Here is a 19765-nt window from a genome sequence, read left to right on the forward strand (position 1 = left end):
GTGCGTAAATGGTTCAGACATTCCCGAATGCAGGATACAGGGTTGCTACGGTTTCCAGTGGGAAGAAAGCTCTTTTTTCCATGAATGATGATAAAAACTGCAACATTCTATTGGATGCGTTTGACCATTTGACCAAGCCTGTGGAAAAGAGTCATCTCCTTTCCAGCCTGCAGAGAGCAAAAGTAACAGGGACTGCAAACTCTTCTCCTCAAATCTTAATTGTGGACGATGAACCAGCTATAGTCGAGCTCCTCGGTTCCATTATCGAGCAGGAAGGATATACCAATCTGCGCATACGGGAGCAGGGAAGCAATAGATAAAACCATAAACAGCCGTCCGGATGCAATTCTCTTTGACCTGATGATGCCGAAGTTTGCGGGTTTTGACGTCATCAAAGCTCTTAACGAAAATCCGGAGACCGTAGATATCCCTATTATCGTATCTACCGCAAAGGATCTGAGTTTTGAAGAAAAAGAGCTGCTCAACAGGAATGTCTCTTATGTTATGCAGAAAGAAAACATAAGTAGGGGAAGACTTCTGAGCGTACTTCATGGGGTTGAGGGTGGAAAATCCAGAAGCAAGCTGACAACCCCTTAATCTTAACCTTTAATCCTGTCCTTTAATCCTGTCCTTTAATCCTGTCCTTTAATCCTGTCCTTTAATCCTGTCCTTTAATCTTGTCCTTTAATCTTGACCTTTAATCCTATTAGAAGCAGGAGCAGATTTCAATTATCTGTTACTCTTCTTGCTTAAGGAAATCCAGGGTTGTCTCTGAATATTTCTCTGGGGAATAGCGTTCTCCGGAATGCTTTGCTCCCTCAAATACAATAACCTCTGCCTCCTGAATTTTCTCTGCCATTGCAAGATCAATTCCAGGGGGAGTATACTCATCTTCCGTACCCACCAGAAGCAGGGTTTTACTCCTTATTTCCGGCAGGTGTTCGTAGGTGCCGTTCCATCTAAGGTTTGCATCTGCCTGTTTCCGGATTGTGGGGCTCATTTCTGAATTGCCGGCAAAGGACTGAAACATACTTTTGAGAAGCCCGGCTTCAGGGGCATTAATGCTGTAAGTTGCAGAAGAGAAAATAAGCTTATCAACTTTTTCCGGATAATTGAGAGCCAGTTCCTGGGCAATGGATGCCCCCATTGAGGTCCCGAAGACATTTGCCTCCGGAATTTCAAGCGCTTCAAGCAAACCTGCAGTATCATTGGCAAATAGTTTAAGAGAATAATTTCCTCCATCATCTGAAGAGTATCCCACTCCTCTGTTATCGAATGTGATTATCCTGTAATCCTGAGCCAGTTCCCACACAAAAGTTTTGTTCCAGGTATCCATGGTTCCCCCAAAACCCATAATCAACAGAAGAGGCTCTCCTGACCCGAACTCCCTATATCCGAGTTCGACTCCGTTAACAGAAACATACTTTACAGGGGAGGAGTCGAAGGAAAAGTTTGGAGCCATTAATTGTTGAGTCGAGTCTTTTTGTAGAGCATCTGTACACCCGGAACCTGCAAGAAATATGAGAAATAATGCCAGAGGAAATAGGTTTTTAAGACTCATTGCTTTTGATTACATGCTGCCTCTCTGTATAAGTATTGTTGTCTTGATTTTCCATTTAGGGGTTAACCGAAAGTATGTTCTATCAAAACTATTTTTCGATTCTTCCTATAAAATTGATTTTTTTACACTTTAAAAAAATTGATCTAATTTAACAGAACTTTTATATATGTAAGAGAACTATATATAATATACGTAATAATCTTTCAATAAAATATAATCAGTATTAATGATAATATATCTCTATACATCCTGAGAAACATATAGTTTCTCATATTCTTTTGCACATCGTTTTTCAGATATAGGCTGACAACATTTGTTTTTGGCTTCAGGATCAGTAACCTGGTAAAACAGGAGAGAATGTGAATGTATAAATACGGCGTAAATATTTAGCGGCGCGTAAATATCAGCCAATCAGACGAATTATCTATATATTGGTGAATTTACTTTGGTTATACTTTTACGAAATCTCTATTCAGGATTTCTTATCAGGATTTCTTATCAGGATTTCTTATCAGGATTTCTTATCAGGATTTCTTATCAGGATTTCTTATCAGGATTTCTTATCAGGATTTCTTATCAGGATTTCTTCAGGATTTCCTACCCGGAATTCCTATTTAGAATTCTCTATCCAGAATTATCTGTTCGATTGAATCCGTTTTTGACGGTTAATATATGATGAAGTTTTGTAAAAGAAAGAATTGTGTTGCAGAGATGTAATGCAAAATAACCCTATGAGTAATCAACCCTTAGAATATATGCAATTATCAGTTCAGCGCAGGCAGGAAAATTAATTCTACAACAAAGCAGCTAGACCTTCTATTTGCATATTTTCTGAAACTTCATCCGGAACAAAAAATGTCTTTATAGCAACTATTCACAAAATCCAATAAACATCGTATAAATTTATTAAAAGAACGTACAACTCAGAATAAGTATAATGTCACCGATCTTGCTTTGAACAGAACTATCGCAGGAATAGCTCGGGCTTTTCTCTCTCAGCAAGGACCGGGAATCCGGCTGCAAGCTCCCAAAATAACGGTTTTGCAGCTTGCAGAGGCCCGGATATGGTAAGTGACGAAGAGATGAGGTCCGGGAACATTTTGAGTCTGTTCTTGAAGTTTGCTTTTCCGGCAGTTGTGGGGGTTATCGTTGCAGGAATCCAAGAAATAATCGACGGCTTCTTCATAGGAAATGCGGTTGGAAGCCAGGGACTTGCAGGAATTACCCTTATATATCCCCCTTATCTGGTTATAATCGGAGTTGGCATAATTATAGGAATAGGCTCGTCCAGCCTTACAGCTCTGGAACTTGGAAAAGGCAATACAAAGGGAGCACTGGATATAGTGAACAATGCTTTTCCTTTATGCATTCTTGCAGGAGCTTTTTTTACCATAGGAGGGCTGATTTTTTGTAAAACCTCAATCAGTCTCCTTGGAGCCAGTGGGATTGCCCTTAGCCTTGCCCGCGAATATCTGCAGATAATCTTCTTGGGTTCTGTCTTTATTATCCTTAATATTGCCCTTGACCCTCTTGTAAGGAATGACGGAAAACCGAAGCTCTGTATGAACATAATGATTGCCGGAATCGTTGTAAACGTTGTGCTTGACTACCTCTTTGTCATGCGTATGGGAATGGGAATGTCCGGTGCTGCCATTGCAACAGTAACTGCCTTTGCTCTGTCTGCATTGATGCTCATTTATTACCTTTTCGGCAGTGAGGCAAAGTTGAAACTCCGGGTTAAATCCATGAGATTCAAAATAAGAATCCTGTTCCAGATCCTCAGAACAGGCCTTCCGTCCTTTGTAATGCAGATATCTCTGGCTCTTGTGCTCTTTGTGCATAATTACATGTTGCTCATATACGGTTCAGAGCTTGCGGTTTCAGCCTACGGGATCATAGGTTTTGTCTTTTCAATCTTCTACATGCTCTTTGAAGGAATAGCCCTTGGTGTACAACCAATTATCGGTTTCAATTACGGGGCTGGCTACTATGAAAGAGTTTCGAAGACTCTGAAACTGACAATGTTTTCGTGTATCCTGATCGGAGCTTTAGGATTTCTGTTAATCTACTTCTTTTCCGAGAATTTGGTACAGATTTTCAACCGGGACGACTCCGAACTTCTGGCAATTACGCTTAGAGGTATGAACATTTGTATGGTCTCTTTGCTTGTTGAAGGCACAGTGCTTCTCACTGCCATCTATTATCAGTCAATAAACAGGGTCAGAGCAGCACTTTTCATTCATCTTGGAAAGATCTTCATTTTTCTTTTTCCCCTGCTGTTTATCCTGCCCAGGTTCTTCGGGCTTGATGGGGTCTGGTCTGCAGGTCCGGCTACGGAATATATTATGATGGTAGTGGTGCTGGTTATGCTTTCTAAGGAATTTGAATTTCTCAGGAACAATGGAAAACCAGGAACTGGACAACCAAAAGACACAAAACATGTAGTGTCGGTGTCCAGAAACAACGTAAAAGCAGGGAGCGAGGAGAGTAAAGGGTTTGTTACTTTCAGACAAGTTGACAAAGTGAAAACCTCGTGATCCAACTCCTCCAATGTTATTTTATGTGCCTGCAGTTTTGAAAAGTGGCAGTAATTTCCCTTACCACCCTGTAATATAAATATGTAAGTTCTGCATAAACCGGGAGTTTGCTGAGCTTTTTATATGGACTTATTTTAAACTCCGGACTGATAACTGACAAAAAATATATTAACTTTAAAAGAATAGTTCAACATTAGATACTTTAATCCTGAGCTTTGTCCTTAACTTAAATATTGAACTCTGATCCCATAATTCAAAAGGATGCTCGATCCTGATGAAACAAAACGGTAGTATACAGGGAAAAACCCTTAAAGTAGTCAGTTACCTCTTACCCGGCATCATATTTGGCCTGGCTTTATTGACTCTGGACAAACAGATAGACCATCTGCGTTCGAGTTATATTTTGAAAAGTATTGCCAGCGTTCCCCTGAGCCATATAGGAATTGCCGTCTTTTTTACTATTTTGAGCTATGCTGTTCTAACGGGCTATGATTACCTTGCAACCCGCCATATTAACCCTTCCCTTTCCTATAAACAGGTTGCGAGGTCTTCCTTTATCAGCACGTCCATCAGTTACAGCACGGGTTTTAATTTCCTGACAGGCAGCTCCCTGCGCTACAGACTGTATTCATTGTATGGGCTGACTTTTCTCGATATCTGGGAAATTATAGTTTTTTGCATCTCTACTTTCTGGATCGGTTTTTGTTTCATTGCAGGCCTGCTTTTCACCTTTTATCCTGTAAAGTTGCCGGACTACACTCCTGATATCCCGGTCCCGGCTCCGGTTTTACTGAATATAATTGGAATTCTTTTACTGCTGCTTCTTGCTGCATATTTCTTTTTTTCATTCCGGAAACGGAAGTTTGAGATAATGGGGTACCAGATCAGGATCCCTGAACCAAAAATCGCTCTCATGCAGCTTGCTTTATCTTCAGCGGACTACCTGCTTTCAGGAAGCATAATCTACTTCCTCCTGCCCTCAAATCCACAGCTTACCCTGCTTCATGTGCTTGTATTTTTTGCGCTGGCACAGTTGATCGGACTGATAAGCACGGTCCCGGGTGGGTTTGTCGTTTTCGAGACCTTGATGCTCTTTATGCTGAAGCCTTATTTCGGCACGGTTGATATAATAAGGCCTCTTTTGATCTTCAGAGCAGTTTATTATTTCCTTCCTTTCCTGCTCGGGTTCCTGGCTCTGATCTTCTGTGAATTTGAAGCGAGAAAAAAATTCCTGAAAAAAGCCGGAAAGGCTACTTATACCAGTTTCTCAGAAGTAACCCCCCAGATCTTTTCAGTCCTGATCTTTCTGGGAGGTATTTCCCTCCTTTTTTCCAGAGCCCTGCCTTCAAACCCTCAATACTTGCGTGAAGTCACATACATTGTTCCTCTCCCTCTCATTGAAGCTTCCAGGTTTTTTGGAAGCATAATCGGTGTGCTGCTCTTGCTTCTGGCAAACGGACTCTGGAAAAGGATCGATGGAGCTTATGTGCTCTCCCTAATAGTCCTTTTACTGGGAGGGGTCGTTGCCCTCCTGAAGGATTTTGATTACTATGAGGCTGCAGTGCTTTTTGCCCTATCTGTCCTTTTCTTCCCCTCAAGGAAACATTTTTACAGAAAGTCCTCGCTTTTGCACCAGTCCTTTAGCAGGGAAAATATAATTGCCATAATTCTGGTGCTGGTAAGCTTCATCTGGCTAGGGTTTTTTTCATACCGGAATGTGGAGTATTCAAATGAACTCTGGTGGCAGTTCGGGGTAAATTCCCAGGCGTCGAGCTTTTTAAGAGCTGTCGTTGGAATATTCTTCCTGCTGCTGGTCCTTGGAGTCATGAAAATGTTAAGCCCCTTTTCCAGGGACATTCATCTTCCCGGACCTGAAGAGCTTGAGCTTGCAAAAATGATTCTTAGAGAAAGTCCGGAAACCTGGGGAAACCTTGCCCTTACCGGAGACAAATATCTGCTTTTTGATGATGAGAAAAAGGCCTTTTTGATGTACGGAGTTTCGGGAAAGAGCTGGATTGCTATGGGAGACCCGGTCGGGGAGAGCGGCCAGATAAAAGAGCTGATCTGGGACTTTTATGAAATGAGTAAACTGCACCAGGTCAGAGCCGTCTTTTACGAGGTAAGCGAAAAATATATTCCCATTTACCTCGACCTGGGCCTGAACCTTATCAAAATAGGAGAAGAAGCAAAAGTCCCCCTGGAGTCCTTTACGCTGGAAGGAAGTACGGGCAAGGATTTTCGCTATGCGGTGAAAAATGTAGAAAAAAAAGGGTACTGGTTTGAAATTATTCCGCCAGAAGGGGTACCTGCCCTCATCCCTGAACTTAAAAAGGTCTCGGATTCCTGGTTGGAAATGAAAACCGGAAAAGAAAAAGGGTTCTCAGTCGGGTTTTTTGACGAAAAATACCTCAGTAATTTTCCGCTTGCCATTGTCAGGAACGAAGAAGAAATCGTAGCTTTTGCAAACATATGGACAGGAGCAGGCACAGAAGAGTTCAGTATTGACCTGATGCGCCACAACTCCAGTGCTCCGGCAATGGACTACCTTTTTGTCAATCTCATACTCTGGGGAAAAGAGAACGGATACAAACACTTTTCCCTTGGAATGGCTCCACTTTCAGGGCTTGAAAAAAGGCAGTTTGCCCCTCTCTGGCACAAAGTAGGGGCTTTAATCTTTGCCAACGGGGACTATATTTACAACTATAAAGGCCTGCGGGCTTATAAAGAAAAATTCAATCCGGTCTGGAACCCGAAGTATATCGCTCTTCCCACAGGGTTTAAGAAGAGCCTTGCCCTGAAAGATATTGCAACCCTGGTCTCAGGGATGAAAGATCCTTTTAAAGATATATTTTAAGAATACGTAATCTTTTCAAACTTATCCAGCACTGCAAACATGAATTTCTTTGTCTCAACCAGATGCTTCTCCTGTTCGACCATCTCTTCTTTCCTCTGGGTAAACGGTCCGTTTCCCAATTCGCCCCCGAACCGCCAGATCATGGATTCAATCCTTTCTTCATGCACCTCCGGGTGAAACTGGAGCGCTACAACCATGCCGCCATATATAAATCCCTGATTTTTGCATCCCTCACTCCGGAAAAGATGTACAGCTCCTTCAGGAAGGTCAAAGGTCCGGGAGTGCCAGTGAAAAACAGTGATCTCTTCCGGCAACCCTTTTAAAAATTGGGGTTTATTTTCCTCTTTCCAAGCCGCCTTTACGGGAAACCAGCCCATTTCCCGGTGTCCGTTTTCGTAGATGCGGGCCCTGAGGATGTCGGCAAGTAACTGAGCCCCAAGACAGATCCCGAGCACGGGTTTTCCTGCATCGATAGCCTGTTTTATGAAGGCTTTTTCATCTCTTAACCAGGGGTTTTCGGCGTAGTCGTAGATTCCCATGGGACCGCCCATGATTATGAGAAGGTCGAAGGAATCGAGGGAGGGATGATTTTTTGTTTCGTAAAAACGGGTTGACTCAAGGGGGTAGCCTCTGGTTTTAGCGTATTCTTCGATTGTGCCGAGGGTATTGAGGGCGGAGTGCTGGAGAACTTGGATTTTCATGAGAGATCGGTTTAACTTTGGTGAATGAACTTTTAGAGTTTTCCATTCTTCTATGATTAAGGAAACAATAACTTTTAACCAGTCAATTACTCTTTTTCCGAAATACTATAGAAAAATTATGGAGAACATTCACTGTCCGGTCCGAGGAATAATTTCCTTGGCGACAGGGGATTCATTTTGATTTACAGGTTAATGTCAGCGCCTCCACCAGCTTGTCTGGCAGCCCGTTAACAAAAAGAAAGAAAATTAATACTGAAGGAAAAATATTGAAAAGAAGTATTTCTCAGCTATTTTTAGTTTCTCATATATTTTTAGCTTTTTATTTGCCTTTGCCTGGGTTTTAGTCTTTTCATTTTTTGGTTTTTTCAGCAATTTTTGCGTCTCTTTTTATCCTTGTTTTCTTCTTTTCATTTTTTTGGACAGGCCGCTCTCCTGCGTCGAGCGTGGAAAGAACGACACGATACAGTTAATGACGTTGCCCAGGTTAATATTCAGGCTCCATAATTTCATGCCCTTTTTTGTCCCCACAGAAAAACCCACAGGTATTCGACCGAAATAAGTTTATTTATATTTCAAGATGTAGTTCTAAAAGATAAAAGATGATTGAAAATGAAACTTGACATCATAATCCGCAGTTTTTTGATAGCAGTTTTGATTTCACTTATAGCATTGCTTCTGGAGGCGTCTTACTACGGGCTGCGTACCGCGACTTATTCTATTACCGGTCCTTTTGTCAGTTCGGTTATAAATAGTCCATTAAATATGGCAGTACTCGCTCTAATATTCATTTCCAGCTTCGTGATGGCTTTGAACACGATATCTAAAAGAGAAAGAGCATAAAAAGAGGGTAATGGAAAAAGGTTTGATAGAGGTAAGCACACGAATCCCCCTACATTTTTTCCAGGCACAGAAAATGTACGTCTTTTTAGATCAGGTCAATGACTCTCATGATCTAAAACCAGTAAACTATTAAAAAAATATAAAAAAATTAAAAAAAGTAAATAGAAAGCAGTTTAAAGCCCGATTTCCTTAGCTATATCCTGAAAAATCTTTCCTTTATCATTCGTGATGAAAAGCCCATTTTCATTCCTGATAAGCTCTTTTTCTTTTAACATTTCCAGGTATTTCTGAGCAATGTTGAAGTTAAGATTTACCTCATAAATGATATGAGTTTTCTTTGCCCTATTATTTGCTATTTTTAAAATAGCTACTGCGATATCAGTCCTGCTTCTTCTCTGAATATTGATTTTTTCCCCCACAATATATTCAAAAATAATCTTTGCTAGAATTTCCATTCTGAAAATATCTCAAACGATGTTTTTATATGCAACAAAGATTACAAAGAGTAAATACTTCACTTTTTGTATAAAGATCTAGGAAGATCTAGGAAGATATAGGAAGATCTAGGAAGATCTAGGAAGATCTAGGTTTTTTATAAAAAAATTATAATAAAAATGTTATAATTAAACTTTGGATTATATTGGATTTGAGAATCATGTTGCGAATCGAAGAATATGATGTACAAAGACTTCAAGCTTAAAGAAAACCCTGTTCCGGGCTTCTAACAGATACGCTGGAAAGATTATTTCATATAACAGCATTCCAACCTTGAAGAAAATTGGCTCCAAAAATTCAAAAAATATACGAATCAAGAGACAACGTCGCAAATTATAGGGCACGTATCTAAAAACGTTTATGACCGAAATCTGGAACAATCACAACTGCAAGCCGAAAAATCCGGTTTCGAATTTCTGAGAAAAACCTGGACTGCTTTTTAGCTATCAGCCATCTCTTTATCTCCTGCCTTGCAAATTTTACTATCTAAAACATTAAACTCGTTACAAAGCCGAAAATGCTTGATTTTGTACTTCAAGTTCGTAAGTATTACTTAAGAAAAGGGCTATAATGAGCTTGAAATATTTTACGTCAAACTATTTTTTGTTTGAAAAGAATTTTTGATATAATTTATTTAATATAATTTGTACTATTATTATGTACTGGAGTTGAGGAATAAAGGGGTATCATCAAAATAAACGAATCTCCCGAAGGTCGCTGCTCCTTCTTCGAATCAATGTGCTTGGGGGAGCATAATATTCGAAGAGACTGTATTGGGGAATACAGTAGATTCAGCGCTTTCGGGCATCTTCTTGCATCACATATCCTGAAGATTCTCACCAATTTGATGGTGGAAATTCAATATTCAGTTTTATTATTACAAATGAAGATTCTCACCAGTTTGATGGTGGAAATTCAATATTCAGTTTTATTATTACAAAGCTACGACTATCGCGACTATTATTACTAAGGCTAAGAGCATTATAGCGAAATAAATTATTGTGTTTTTTTCATATAGCTTACTGTTTTTACCAATATATTCAGATTCAATGAGACTATTCCATATAGTAACTATCCCACATGAAATAACATCCCAAATCATACTTCCTATTAATAACTAGAGTGTTCCACTATGGGCATATGATGGAAATAACCCACCAGGCCAATATCGAAATAATGCGCCATAAACCATGTTCTGAGTCCGTCATCGGGGTAGCCAAAAATGCAATTATAAGTGGATACTTATTATCAGAAAAACTAATATTTTCTTTAAAGACATACTCGAAAAAAACGAGGAAATGGTGATTCTGGATATAAGGGGCAACGATGAATGGGATGAGGGACACATTGAAGGAGCCAGGCACATATATGTCGGGCAAGTAGAAGATAATCTATAATCTAGACAAAATTCATAAGAAATGTTTGATAGTTGTCTATCGCGGCGGTGCCTGGTGTTCCAATATGGTAGCTTCAATTTTGAAAAAAAATGGTTATAACAAAGTATACAATGTCCTTGGAAACATGACCACATGGAAGAATGCTGGGTATGAAGTCGTGAAGTAAGGTAGTGTGACTTTTAAAGGTCTCCAGAGAAAGAGTTTAGAAATCTTTATATCTCCTCTCTATTTTTTAATTAACCATGATATTACACGTTCCTCACATTCTTCTTCCAGAAGCTAACTTGAAAGAATGGGCGGTAATTGCCTGTGACCAGCATACTCAGGATATGGAGTACTGGAGAAGAGTAGAAGAATTTGTTGGAGATACTCCTTCTGCTCTTAATATTATTTATCCAGAAATATATCTCCCTTTAGATGAAAATAAAGTAAATAAGATTCATAAAGCAATGCACAATTACAAAGCTATTCTTGTTGATCATGGTCCCTGCTTTATTCTTGTAAAACGTGCTGTTCCAGGGGGTGAAAGGACAGGTCTGGTTGCTGCAATTGATCTAAACGGATACGAATACGATGAGTCCGAATCCTTTATCAGGCCGACTGAAAAAACAATCAAAGAAAGGCTTCCTGCAAGAGTCATGATAAGAGAAAATGCAGAGCTGGAGCTTACGCATGTTCTTGTTTTATATGATGACCCGAACTTTTCCATTATCCCCCTGAATACCGATGATCCGATTTATGAAGGAAACAAAGTATATGATTTTGATCTGATGGAAGGCGGCGGCCATATCAGAGGCTTTAAGATCAGTGACGAAAAGACAATTCGGGAAATTTCAAAAAGAATTCAGGCTCTTGGAACTCTCCTTGTTGGGGATGGAAACCACAGCCTTGCCGCAGCAAAAAGCTTCTGGGAGAAAATTAAAGGGACAGTCCCGGACAACCACCCAGCCAGATATGCTCTTGTCGAGCTTGTAAACCTCCATGACCCCGGGCTTACCTTTGAACCGATCCACCGAATAGTAAGAGGAGTTGACCCTGAGGAGCTGCTAAATAGGTTCAATGCAAGGATTATAGAATCTTCAGCCGGGGACTCAATTACCTGGCTTTCAGATATTAGCCACTCAATTGGCTTTATAACAAAAGACAGGCAAGGTGTCCTTGTCTTTGATAACCCGAAGCATGACCTGGAGGTCGAGACTCTTGACGAGGTTATTGACGCTTATCCGGTTGAATATGAACACGACCCTGAGGTGGTTGAGAAACTCGGTAAAGAGCCTGAAAGTGTTGGATTTTTCCTTCCGGCTTTAAAGAGAAGTGAATTCTTTGCTCTCATAAAAAAGAAGGGAATTCTCCCGAGGAAATCCTTTTCCCTTGGAAAGGAAAACGAGAAAAGGTACTATATTGAAGCGAGAAGGATTATGCCGTAATTTTTCCGGCAACTTTTTCAACCATTCTTTTCTTTTTTCAGTCACTTTTTTTCAGTCACTTTATTTCTCCATAGGACTTGCAGGATAGGCTGATCAGGACTTAGGCTGCAAGGGCTTTGCGTGCAAGCAATATCCCCTCAAGATTCTCAAGAATACAGGACTTGCGCTGCCATAGCATACAAAAAAGATCAAAAAAACCCGTAAAATCAGGGACGTTTCGTGAATCCCGGATTCGAAAAAAACGGGGTCGCAGGCTGAGTATAATTATAGGGGATTTCCACGAAAATAGTGAAGAATGTAAATATCTAACATTGTGTACAGATTTCTTGCCTAATATCTGTCCTCGTAAGTCTCATTTCTTGAGCACCGTGTTTAGTTAGCCTTATGTAATCAATGAGGTCAGTGTCTTTTTAAAATTAAAAAAATAGGTCTACGAAAACTGACTCTTTTTTCAATTTTTTTTATATATTAACTAAATTACCTGTATCTGGTTTACAAAGGCAAAGAGTTTCACAATTTTTTTAAAATTAAAACCCACAAAAATTTGAAAAATCATTGGCATTACAAACTGTCAGAGTCCAGTACAGTCAGAGTCCAGTACAGTCAGAGTCCAGTACAGTCAGAGTCCAGTACAGTCAGAGTCCAGTACAGTCAGAGTCCAGTACAGTCAAATTCTGTATTGTCAAAGTCCGATATTGTTAAATTCTGTATAATGAAGGAATAACTTTTTTTACTGATATTGAATCGGGATTAATTATTTTTTCTTCTATTAGTACCGCAAATTTATTTCAAAAAGGGATTTTGAACGAAAAAAATACTCCAGCTTATTTAAAAGTCATTTAATTTGACAGTCAAATTATAAATATCTCTAATCTAATAATGAATTTAGTGGTTAAACAACCAGAGGGGGAATAAAAGATACCAGATTTGATTGGACTTGCAATAGTATTTTTAATCTTGGCGCTAATTGCATATATTTTTGGTGCGAGGGGAATTGCCGGGTTATCCATGAATATCGCAAAGTGGCTTGTTATAATCTTTATTGTACTTGCGATAATTTCGCTATTCTTGTGACGGTACTCCGTATCGTACGAAGCAGAGTTAAAAGATAAGAGATGGACATAAACGGTTTTGTGTCCATGCTTCTTTTTTATTTTCAAGATCAGGGAATGAAACATTAAATTGGGGCTTTACTTGATCCAAATATTTTGTTTAACTACCGGAAATTTTCTATAAAATTTTTTAGAGGATATATGTATTCCTTAATTATATTTTTTAATATCTGGAGGGAGTACTTACCAGTTTCCAATAAATTAATAAAAGATGAATTCTTGCCGTCGCACAACTATAGTAGATAAAAATTAGCTTAAATGACTACACAGAAACAGGTGTATGAACCCGAAAAAAAATAATTAATGATTAATCCTCATAAAAATTGTACTATTTTCCGGACTCCCTTTTGGTGAGGTCTATAAATTTGTTAATTTATGGGTTGGCAACAGTGGGTATGCAACTGAAAAGAACATTGAAAACCCTGTAATCGGCTTTGAAATGGCCAACCTGATTGTAGAATGGATTAAGTCCGCGTTGGTCTGGAAGAATGATAATAGTCTAAAGAATGGCTGACAGCCTGTAAGAATAGTGACGACTAAGAAATAGCTGATAACCTGAAAGAATGGCTGAAACTTTCTTCCTCTTACTTTGGATTTAACTACCATACCATAATGGTATCAGGAGACTCAGATTTCCTGAGGAAATGCTCGGTTGCAAGTGCAGGAATCAGTGCAGTACTTAACTTTGTACTGATACCGCAGTATGGTATGATAGGTGTAGCAGCAGCATTTTCTGTGTCCTTCACATTTAGAGATCTTAATGACCTTGAATGCCTGGAGGTCACAGCACATGCATCTTTTTTGGTATCAGCCAGGCTCTTTTCGGAAAAGCAACTCTTCTAACAGGAACCCAGACTAAAAAATCTAAAGTAAAATTATTAAATCACTGTTGTTTGAAGACAAGTCTGTCGAAAAATCAAAAGAGATATATGTGGTGAGAGGATATACATCAATATCAAAAATTTTACAAAATAATTGAGTATAAAAATAAGAGAGTAAAAAAGGAGTGGGGACTCATGATTGGAAACAATTTTCAAATAAATAGAAGAAAAAAAGTGAAGTGTTCAGCCTGTAGAGGGTTAACACATATCTCAAGAATGCGTCCATTTCCGAAAATGAGCTCGAAAAGGCCTTCTTTGGAGAAAAAAAAGCCAACATTTGCTGAAAAAAACATACCTGATGCTGAAATGTATAATAGTGATAATTATGAGGCTGTAATGCGTCAAAATGAAAAATTTCATTTACCCCAATTAATAAGGATAAAGGCTACTGATAGAGAGGGTAACTCTATTGAAGTCATCTATTAATTGGAGAAAAAAAACAAGCTGAAGCTGTGAAGTGTAAAAAGGCAAAATTGAAACTTCATGGCTTTTTATTGATTTCCCGATTGCCCGAATTGCACTTTGGGATCGCAGGAAATCGGAGATTTTCTGGGAGTTGCGATGTAATCGCAACAGTATGTGGTCTTTTTCGCTACGCTCAAGAGGACTAATTTACAGATTTTAGCAGTGATCTTCGCTCAAGAGAACTAAATTACTATTTCTTTTACCCGTACAACCTTATTCTCTGTGCCGTGTCTTCGTTTTGTTTGATACACGGGCTTGGGCTACCATAAGCCATTAAATATATTATTTTTTTGAAGGTTGGATTGGTCAATATACAACGATTTTGATTTGTTTTTAGGTTTCCAAAATCTTATTCAACGAAAAGTTCGTCGAGGATTGCAGAATATTCTTCCGAGACGTTCAGGATAGTTTTTTCCATCTCTTCCAGCCTGGCAGTTTCTCCTGCCTCAATTGATTCGCTGTATTTGACAAGGTAGTTTTTAAATTTTACGACTTCTTCATGAAGATCTTTGTTAAAATATTTGTTCTTGTTTTTTATCAGTTTTTCGATATCCTCTATGTCCCCACGGATAAAATTTGCAAGTTTTTTATAATCGAGTTCGTCGCCATTTTTGGAGATGTGCATATGGAATACGGGGTTAGTAATATCAACTTTCAAAATTTTCATAAAAATTTCCTTGTCTTCTGGTCTCACTTTGATTGCATCGTACCAGTTAGTTATTATTTTTATGATATTACCTGCTTTGAATTTCTCATCAGTTCCCATACATAGGTATCTGAAAGAGGTAATAGATATAATTTATTATTTCTCTGATAATGAATCTTCACTATTTCCCGTGGGTAAGATCAGTTTTAATTCAAGACAGTATCTGTTTTTGTGTGGGTTAAACACACAAAAAAACGAGGAGCTATAATATATCACATCTATAGGACTTACACGCTTGAAAGGTCGAACACCGTATATTCTTTTTAAAAATTATACAAATATAAATATATAATTATATGGATTTATGGTTGTGAAATGCCACTAAACTAAAAATTTAGCGACTTCCTGAGTCATCCTTCCCCCTACTGAGAACAAGTCATACAGGCTCTACCTCAATTCGGCACCTAACGTTTATAGCTGTACTAAAGCTGCTAGATGTTTTTCTTTCTGCAGATAATGGTCCTGCTCATGACTCTTTTATGCACTTCCTTCAAAGGCAACCTTCAGACACGGAAACACTATGGAATGAAGTAAAAAATCATGTCAAGCCTAAGGAAGGCTTTCTAATTGTTGGCGATTCAACATTAAATAAACCATACACAAAAAAATGGCTTTTGTTCGTCGTATGTGGAGTGGAAAACATCATCGTACTGTAAAAGGAATGGGTCTGGTTACCTTAGTTTGGACAAACGGTACAACCGTTATATCTATCGATTTTCGAATTTATAACATCGATGAAGAAGACAAAACAAAGAATGACCATTTCCTTGATATGCTTGACAAAGCCGAAGAACGTGGTTTTAATCCAGAATTTGTTTTGTTTGATACATGAAACAGTAGATATTTCTCCAAAAGGATGTGTGGTTCATCTCAAAGCATATGGATTTGTAAAGGGGTTTCTTTAGTTACTCTTTCTGGAATTCACAGAAAAAACAAATTACATCACTTGAGGATTCTCTATAGAGCTAAAGTAATAGGAAATAAGCACTTTAAAGACTGAAGGGCACTTTAATATAGGTTATGGAGAAATCAAAATGACCTTAGTTATCGCTTTTATAGGAAAGAATGGCGCAGTAATGACTGGAGATATGAGAGAAATTATTTTTGAGGGAGATAGCTCACAAAGGCAGAAACTTGAAAAAGAGCTTTACAGTGGGGCAATAGTTACAGACGAAGAACTTGAAAAAAAAGCAGAGGAATTAGGGATTAAAATAACGGTTACTGACTGTAAGAGCAAAGTGTCGGAGAGAAACAGCATTCTTATTGGAGAAGTCTCCTCAGTTGAAGGGGGCATCGTTAAAAAAAGAAGGCTGTATGCCTCGGCAGGAAATTATGCAATCGCTGAACTCAGGGACTCGGAACTTACCCTCACCTCACAGGGAAAAGGCAGCAATTTCATAGCTTTCGGAAATGAGTTTACAAAACAGGTTGCTAACAAGTGTTTCAAGGACAACTGGACAAAGAAAAGCAACCTTCAGGATGCAGTAAAAATCCTCATGCTCTGTATGGAAACCGCAGCAAAGAAAACAGCTTCCGTGAGCAAGCAGTTCGTGATCATGCAAACAGCATCGAATGTTGATGTTTTGAAAATTGTGGAAAAGGACAGAAATAGCTGAAAAGGCAAAAGACAGAAAAAGCAGGAAAGGCTAAAAAGCAGAAGTTGGGGGAATTGCACAGGCCTTTTCTGCTCACTCATCTACGAAAAGCTCGACAAATTCAAATTTCGTCACATCAAACAGGCCTTTATCCCCAAGTTTAAGTTCAGGAATTACCAGAAGCGACATAAATGCAAGGGTCATAAAAGGCGACTCAAGCGATGTTCCCAGTTTCCGGGCTTCCTCATTAAACAGCCGGTAACGTGAAGCTACTTCTTTTCCATCAAGGGTGCTCATAAGGCCCGCAACCTCAAGCGGAAGATCAAGAAGATTGTCTGCGGTGCCAACAACGATTCCTCCTTTGTTTTCCACCAGCCGGTTGACAGCTTCGACTATATCCTTATCAGTGGCTCCAACTGCAATAATATTGTGACTGTCGTGGGCAATGCTGCTGGCAATAGCGCCTTTCTTCAAGCCTATATTCTTTATGAAACCGATTTGAACAGGGTCATCCGCATACCTGCTCAGGACGACCATCTTCAAAATATCCCTGGAAGGATCCGAAACCAGGTTTCCTTTTTCGACTCCAGGCAGAGCCAGTTCCTGTCCTGTAACCAGTTCTCCGCCCTGGGCAACGATCACCCTGATTTTTTGCATTCTTTCCTTTGAGTCCCCTTTTTCTCCAGCCGGCACAGCGAGTTTTACATCATTAATTGAAATTTTATTTCGGTTGAACACATTTTTTGCAGGAACTTTTTCTACAGGGAAAAGAACCTTTCCGTTCTCGTAAACACATTTTCCCTCAATGAAGGTGCTCAGTACGTTGAAAGACTTCAGGTCGTCTACCATGATGAAATCTGCAGGGTCACCCTCGCGCAGCAGCCCTACATTGAGCCCGTAATGCTCCATCGGATTGATCACTGCTGCCCTGATAAGGTTATAGATGTCAAGCCCTTTTTCCTGCCCGCGCCGGATCAGTTTATCAATATGCCCTTCATAGATAAGGGTATCAGGATGGGAATCGTCGGTGCAGAGCATGACCATTTCGGGGTATTCATCTATCAGACTATACAGGGTTTCAAAATTCCGGGCTGAACTCCCTTCCCGGATCAGGACCTTCATCCCGAGCTTTATTTTTTCAGCCGCTTCTTCGTAAGTAAAACACTCGTGGTCTGTGGAAATTCCTGCCCCGATGTATTTCTGAAGATCGGCTCCTCTCAAACCGGGTGCGTGCCCATCCACGACCTTTCCGTACTTTTTTGCGGATTCCAGTTTTGCCATTACCTCGGGGAATCCCATAATAACACCAGGGAAATTCATCATCTCGGAAAGGTAATACAGGTTCTCCTTTGCCAGCAGGCGGTCTACAGCTTCCGCATCCAGGACTGCCCCTGCGGATTCGAATGAAGTTGCCGGTACACATGAGGGCACCCCAAAAAAGATTTTCAGAGGGGATTTTTTCGCATCCTCAAGCATGTAGTCAATACCTTCTTCCCCCATAACGTTTGCAATCTCATGCGGGTCGCTGACCACGGCAACCGTCCCTCTTGCAACAGCCATCCGGGCAAAAACCGAAGGCACGGTCATGGAACTTTCGATATGCACGTGGGCGTCCACAAGCCCCGGCAGGATATAATGCTCATAATCGTGTTCCTTTTCTTCAACATGAATAATCTTCCCGTTTTCAACGGCAATCTCTCCTTTGAACTGCCGTCTGGAAACGGCGTCGACAATAATCCCCAGGTACTTTTTCATGTGGATTTATTTCTCCCCAACAATGTATAAATTTTTTCCAAAAAACCAGTATTGGGAACTTGGATAAAAAAGAATAAAAAAAGAAAGATACAGGTTAATTGGTCGATTACCTTTCATCAAATACAAAAACTATAAAAATATATAGGCACTTTTTTTGTTGGCTACGAACATCGGTTTTGACCATGTAAAAGTAGCATGAAAAGAAAAATAAAAGGTACACTGTCAAATCTTCGGGGATGACTATAATTACATTTTCGCCTGTAACTGGAAAATTTCTTATCTCCCTAAGACATAACAGTACCAAAAAAGGAAAATACAAAATGAAACCAACACGAGTTCCTAAAAATCCTTGTTTTTCTTCTGGACCTTGTGCCAAACATCCAGGGTATTCTGTTGAAGAGCTGAAGGATACACCTTTTGGCCGGTCACACCGAAGCAAATTAGGCAAGGAAAAATTAGCTGAAACAATTAAAAGAACAAGAGATATGCTTGGACTTCCTGCTGATTATCTGGTAGGTATTGTACCGGCTTCCGATACAGGCGCTTTTGAAATGTGCTTGTGGTCCATGCTGGGGTGTCGCGGGGTTGATGTTCTGGTTTGGGAATCTTTCAGTAAAGAATGGGCAACCGACATCACTAAACAGTTAAAATTAAAAGATACCCGAGTTTTTGAGGCAGAATACGGGAAATTACCAGATTTAAAGAAGGTCGATTTCAAGAATGATGTAGTCTTTGTCTGGAATGGGACTACTAGCGGGGTCAAAGTACCCAATGGCGACTGGATTCCTGATAACCGGGAAGGGCTCACGCTTTGTGATGCCACCTCTGCTGTATTTGCTATGGATATACCCTACCATAAATTAGATGTCATTACCTTCTCATGGCAGAAGGTTTTAGGTGGGGAAGGTGCACACGGGATGCTGATTTTATCTCCGCGGGCGGTTCAGCGGTTAGAAAGCTATACTCCTACCTGGCCATTGCCCAAGATTTTCCGCCTGACCAAAGGTGGTAAACTGAATAAGGGGATTTTTGAAGGCTCTACTATTAACACCCCATCCATGCTGGCTAATGAAGATTGGCTGGCAACAATGAAATGGGCAGAGTCTATCGGAGGACTTAAACAACTTATCCAGCGGGCAAATGAAAATCTGGCGGTCTTTGAGGAATTTGTTGCTAAAAACAACTGGATCCATTTCTTAGCGGAAACAAAAGAGATAAGGTCCAGCACCAGTGTCTGCTTTAAAGTTGATTTACCCGACGAAAAGCTTAAAACACTGATTAAAATGCTTGAGAATGAAAAAGTTGCTTATGACATCGGTTCTTACCGGGATGCCCCTTCAGGCTTGCGCATCTGGTGTGGTGCTACCATCGAGAAAGAGGATTTGGAATGCCTCTGTGAATGGATCGAATGGGCTTACAATTCGATTGAATAATAAAAT

General features: G+C 39.8%; 21 protein-coding genes. 15 read left to right on the forward strand and 6 right to left on the reverse strand.

Going from position 1 to position 19765, the window contains the following annotated elements; genetic code table 11:
* Positions 1-8 precede the first annotated feature (8 nt).
* Together MSWH1_RS20030 and MSWH1_RS20035 are read left to right on the forward strand one after the other, a co-directional pair.
* Complete coding sequence (locus tag MSWH1_RS20030; RefSeq protein WP_048127696.1) at positions 9-320, forward strand: hypothetical protein; 312 nt, start codon at positions 9-11, stop codon at positions 318-320.
* A gap of 25 nt (positions 321-345) precedes the next feature.
* Positions 346-597 carry a hypothetical protein gene (locus MSWH1_RS20035; RefSeq protein WP_369798586.1) on the forward strand — a complete coding sequence of 84 codons (252 nt, stop codon included), beginning with the start codon at positions 346-348 and terminating at the stop codon, positions 595-597.
* Between the two features lie 139 nt (positions 598-736).
* Here the strand turns inward: MSWH1_RS20035 and MSWH1_RS08420 are convergent, their stop codons facing one another.
* Complete coding sequence (locus MSWH1_RS08420; protein ID WP_048127700.1) at positions 737-1561, reverse strand: alpha/beta fold hydrolase; 825 nt, start codon at positions 1559-1561, stop codon at positions 737-739.
* 1064 nt (positions 1562-2625) lie between these two features.
* On the opposite strand from MSWH1_RS08420, the gene MSWH1_RS08425 reads away from it, so the two are divergent.
* Positions 2626-4098: an MATE family efflux transporter gene (locus MSWH1_RS08425; protein WP_048127702.1), complete on the forward strand. Its 1473-nt coding sequence runs from the start codon at positions 2626-2628 to the stop codon at positions 4096-4098.
* A gap of 274 nt (positions 4099-4372) precedes the next feature.
* Positions 4373-6952 (forward strand): bifunctional lysylphosphatidylglycerol flippase/synthetase MprF, encoded by a 2580-nt coding sequence (mprF, locus tag MSWH1_RS08430; protein ID WP_048127705.1) that lies wholly within the window; start codon positions 4373-4375, stop codon positions 6950-6952.
* Here the strand turns inward: mprF and MSWH1_RS08435 are convergent.
* Both MSWH1_RS08435 and MSWH1_RS20530 read right to left on the reverse strand, forming a co-directional pair.
* Positions 6949-7653, reverse strand: coding sequence for a type 1 glutamine amidotransferase (locus MSWH1_RS08435; protein ID WP_048127708.1), 705 nt, complete (start codon positions 7651-7653; stop codon positions 6949-6951). The two genes, mprF and MSWH1_RS08435, sit on opposite strands and share 4 nt — an antisense overlap.
* 246 nt (positions 7654-7899) lie before the next feature.
* Positions 7900-8025, reverse strand: a complete 126-nt coding sequence (locus MSWH1_RS20530; protein WP_255350497.1) for a hypothetical protein — start codon at positions 8023-8025, stop codon at positions 7900-7902.
* A gap of 237 nt (positions 8026-8262) precedes the next feature.
* On the opposite strand from MSWH1_RS20530, the gene MSWH1_RS18105 reads away from it, so the two are divergent.
* Positions 8263-8493 carry a hypothetical protein gene (locus MSWH1_RS18105; protein WP_082088077.1) on the forward strand — a complete coding sequence of 77 codons (231 nt, stop codon included), beginning with the start codon at positions 8263-8265 and terminating at the stop codon, positions 8491-8493.
* A gap of 173 nt (positions 8494-8666) precedes the next feature.
* On the opposite strand, the gene MSWH1_RS08440 is transcribed toward MSWH1_RS18105, so the two are convergent.
* Positions 8667-8948, reverse strand: coding sequence for a winged helix-turn-helix domain-containing protein (locus MSWH1_RS08440; protein ID WP_231591945.1), 282 nt, complete (start codon positions 8946-8948; stop codon positions 8667-8669).
* Positions 8949-10286: 1338 nt separating this feature from the next.
* Here MSWH1_RS08440 and MSWH1_RS20040 point away from each other — a divergent pair.
* The 7 genes from MSWH1_RS20040 to MSWH1_RS08460 all read left to right on the forward strand — a co-directional run bounded on the left by MSWH1_RS20040 (position 10287) and on the right by MSWH1_RS08460 (position 14231).
* Complete coding sequence (locus MSWH1_RS20040; RefSeq protein WP_231591946.1) at positions 10287-10385, forward strand: rhodanese-like domain-containing protein; 99 nt, start codon at positions 10287-10289, stop codon at positions 10383-10385.
* A gap of 64 nt (positions 10386-10449) precedes the next feature.
* On the forward strand, positions 10450-10551 hold the full coding sequence (locus MSWH1_RS20800; RefSeq protein ID WP_369798571.1) for a rhodanese-like domain-containing protein: 102 nt from the start codon (positions 10450-10452) through the stop codon (positions 10549-10551).
* 118 nt (positions 10552-10669) lie between these two features.
* A complete protein-coding gene (locus tag MSWH1_RS08445) occupies positions 10670-11812 on the forward strand; it encodes a DUF1015 domain-containing protein (RefSeq protein ID WP_231591947.1) in 1143 nt (380 codons plus the stop codon).
* Positions 11813-12769: 957 nt separating this feature from the next.
* Positions 12770-12886 (forward strand): DUF1328 domain-containing protein, encoded by a 117-nt coding sequence (locus MSWH1_RS18115; protein ID WP_231585728.1) that lies wholly within the window; start codon positions 12770-12772, stop codon positions 12884-12886.
* A 360-nt stretch (positions 12887-13246) separates the two neighbouring features.
* Positions 13247-13438 (forward strand): PGF-pre-PGF domain-containing protein, encoded by a 192-nt coding sequence (locus MSWH1_RS18120; RefSeq protein WP_231585727.1) that lies wholly within the window; start codon positions 13247-13249, stop codon positions 13436-13438.
* 98 nt (positions 13439-13536) lie between these two features.
* Positions 13537-13767 carry a polysaccharide biosynthesis C-terminal domain-containing protein gene (locus MSWH1_RS08455; RefSeq protein WP_048127712.1) on the forward strand — a complete coding sequence of 77 codons (231 nt, stop codon included), beginning with the start codon at positions 13537-13539 and terminating at the stop codon, positions 13765-13767.
* A 173-nt stretch (positions 13768-13940) separates the two neighbouring features.
* Positions 13941-14231 carry a hypothetical protein gene (locus MSWH1_RS08460; RefSeq protein ID WP_048127714.1) on the forward strand — a complete coding sequence of 97 codons (291 nt, stop codon included), beginning with the start codon at positions 13941-13943 and terminating at the stop codon, positions 14229-14231.
* 388 nt (positions 14232-14619) lie between these two features.
* Here MSWH1_RS08460 and MSWH1_RS08465 read toward each other — a convergent pair whose 3' ends face one another.
* Complete coding sequence (locus MSWH1_RS08465) at positions 14620-15036, reverse strand: hypothetical protein (RefSeq protein ID WP_048127716.1); 417 nt, start codon at positions 15034-15036, stop codon at positions 14620-14622.
* Positions 15037-15583: 547 nt separating this feature from the next.
* Between MSWH1_RS08465 and MSWH1_RS18125 the strand changes: the two genes are divergently transcribed.
* Entirely contained in the window at positions 15584-15808 is a 225-nt protein-coding gene (locus tag MSWH1_RS18125) for a hypothetical protein (RefSeq protein ID WP_082088078.1), read from the forward strand.
* A gap of 202 nt (positions 15809-16010) precedes the next feature.
* Positions 16011-16592, forward strand: coding sequence for a DUF2121 domain-containing protein (locus MSWH1_RS08475; protein WP_048127718.1), 582 nt, complete (start codon positions 16011-16013; stop codon positions 16590-16592).
* Positions 16593-16664: 72 nt separating this feature from the next.
* Here the strand turns inward: MSWH1_RS08475 and ade are convergent, their stop codons facing one another.
* Positions 16665-18326, reverse strand: coding sequence for an adenine deaminase (ade, locus tag MSWH1_RS08480; RefSeq protein WP_048127720.1), 1662 nt, complete (start codon positions 18324-18326; stop codon positions 16665-16667).
* 320 nt (positions 18327-18646) lie between these two features.
* Between ade and MSWH1_RS08485 the strand changes: the two genes are divergently transcribed.
* Positions 18647-19759 (forward strand): phosphoserine transaminase, encoded by a 1113-nt coding sequence (locus tag MSWH1_RS08485; protein ID WP_048127721.1) that lies wholly within the window; start codon positions 18647-18649, stop codon positions 19757-19759.
* The last annotated feature ends 6 nt before the right edge of the window (positions 19760-19765 follow it).

The sequence above is a fragment of the Methanosarcina sp. WH1 genome, assembly GCF_000970005.1.
Taxonomy (GTDB): Archaea; Halobacteriota; Methanosarcinia; order Methanosarcinales; family Methanosarcinaceae; genus Methanosarcina.

What these genes read in the sequence shown, in the direction of transcription:
- MSWH1_RS20030 (WP_048127696.1), top strand. Translation starts at nt 9, where the DNA reads ATGGTTCAGACATTCCCGAATGCAGGATACAGGGTTGCTACGGTTTCC.
- MSWH1_RS08420 (WP_048127700.1), bottom strand. Translation starts at nt 1,561, where the DNA reads ATGAGTCTTAAAAACCTATTTCCTCTGGCATTATTTCTCATATTTCTT.
- MSWH1_RS08425 (WP_048127702.1), top strand. Translation starts at nt 2,626, where the DNA reads ATGGTAAGTGACGAAGAGATGAGGTCCGGGAACATTTTGAGTCTGTTC.
- mprF (WP_048127705.1), top strand. Translation starts at nt 4,373, where the DNA reads ATGAAACAAAACGGTAGTATACAGGGAAAAACCCTTAAAGTAGTCAGT.
- MSWH1_RS08435 (WP_048127708.1), bottom strand. Translation starts at nt 7,653, where the DNA reads ATGAAAATCCAAGTTCTCCAGCACTCCGCCCTCAATACCCTCGGCACA.
- MSWH1_RS18105 (WP_082088077.1), top strand. Translation starts at nt 8,263, where the DNA reads ATGAAACTTGACATCATAATCCGCAGTTTTTTGATAGCAGTTTTGATT.
- MSWH1_RS08440 (WP_231591945.1), bottom strand. Translation starts at nt 8,948, where the DNA reads ATGGAAATTCTAGCAAAGATTATTTTTGAATATATTGTGGGGGAAAAA.
- MSWH1_RS20040 (WP_231591946.1), top strand. Translation starts at nt 10,287, where the DNA reads ATGGTGATTCTGGATATAAGGGGCAACGATGAATGGGATGAGGGACAC.
- MSWH1_RS20800 (WP_369798571.1), top strand. Translation starts at nt 10,450, where the DNA reads ATGGTAGCTTCAATTTTGAAAAAAAATGGTTATAACAAAGTATACAAT.
- MSWH1_RS08455 (WP_048127712.1), top strand. Translation starts at nt 13,537, where the DNA reads ATGGTATCAGGAGACTCAGATTTCCTGAGGAAATGCTCGGTTGCAAGT.
- MSWH1_RS08460 (WP_048127714.1), top strand. Translation starts at nt 13,941, where the DNA reads ATGATTGGAAACAATTTTCAAATAAATAGAAGAAAAAAAGTGAAGTGT.
- MSWH1_RS08465 (WP_048127716.1), bottom strand. Translation starts at nt 15,036, where the DNA reads ATGGGAACTGATGAGAAATTCAAAGCAGGTAATATCATAAAAATAATA.
- MSWH1_RS18125 (WP_082088078.1), top strand. Translation starts at nt 15,584, where the DNA reads ATGGCTTTTGTTCGTCGTATGTGGAGTGGAAAACATCATCGTACTGTA.
- MSWH1_RS08475 (WP_048127718.1), top strand. Translation starts at nt 16,011, where the DNA reads ATGACCTTAGTTATCGCTTTTATAGGAAAGAATGGCGCAGTAATGACT.
- ade (WP_048127720.1), bottom strand. Translation starts at nt 18,326, where the DNA reads ATGAAAAAGTACCTGGGGATTATTGTCGACGCCGTTTCCAGACGGCAG.
- MSWH1_RS08485 (WP_048127721.1), top strand. Translation starts at nt 18,647, where the DNA reads ATGAAACCAACACGAGTTCCTAAAAATCCTTGTTTTTCTTCTGGACCT.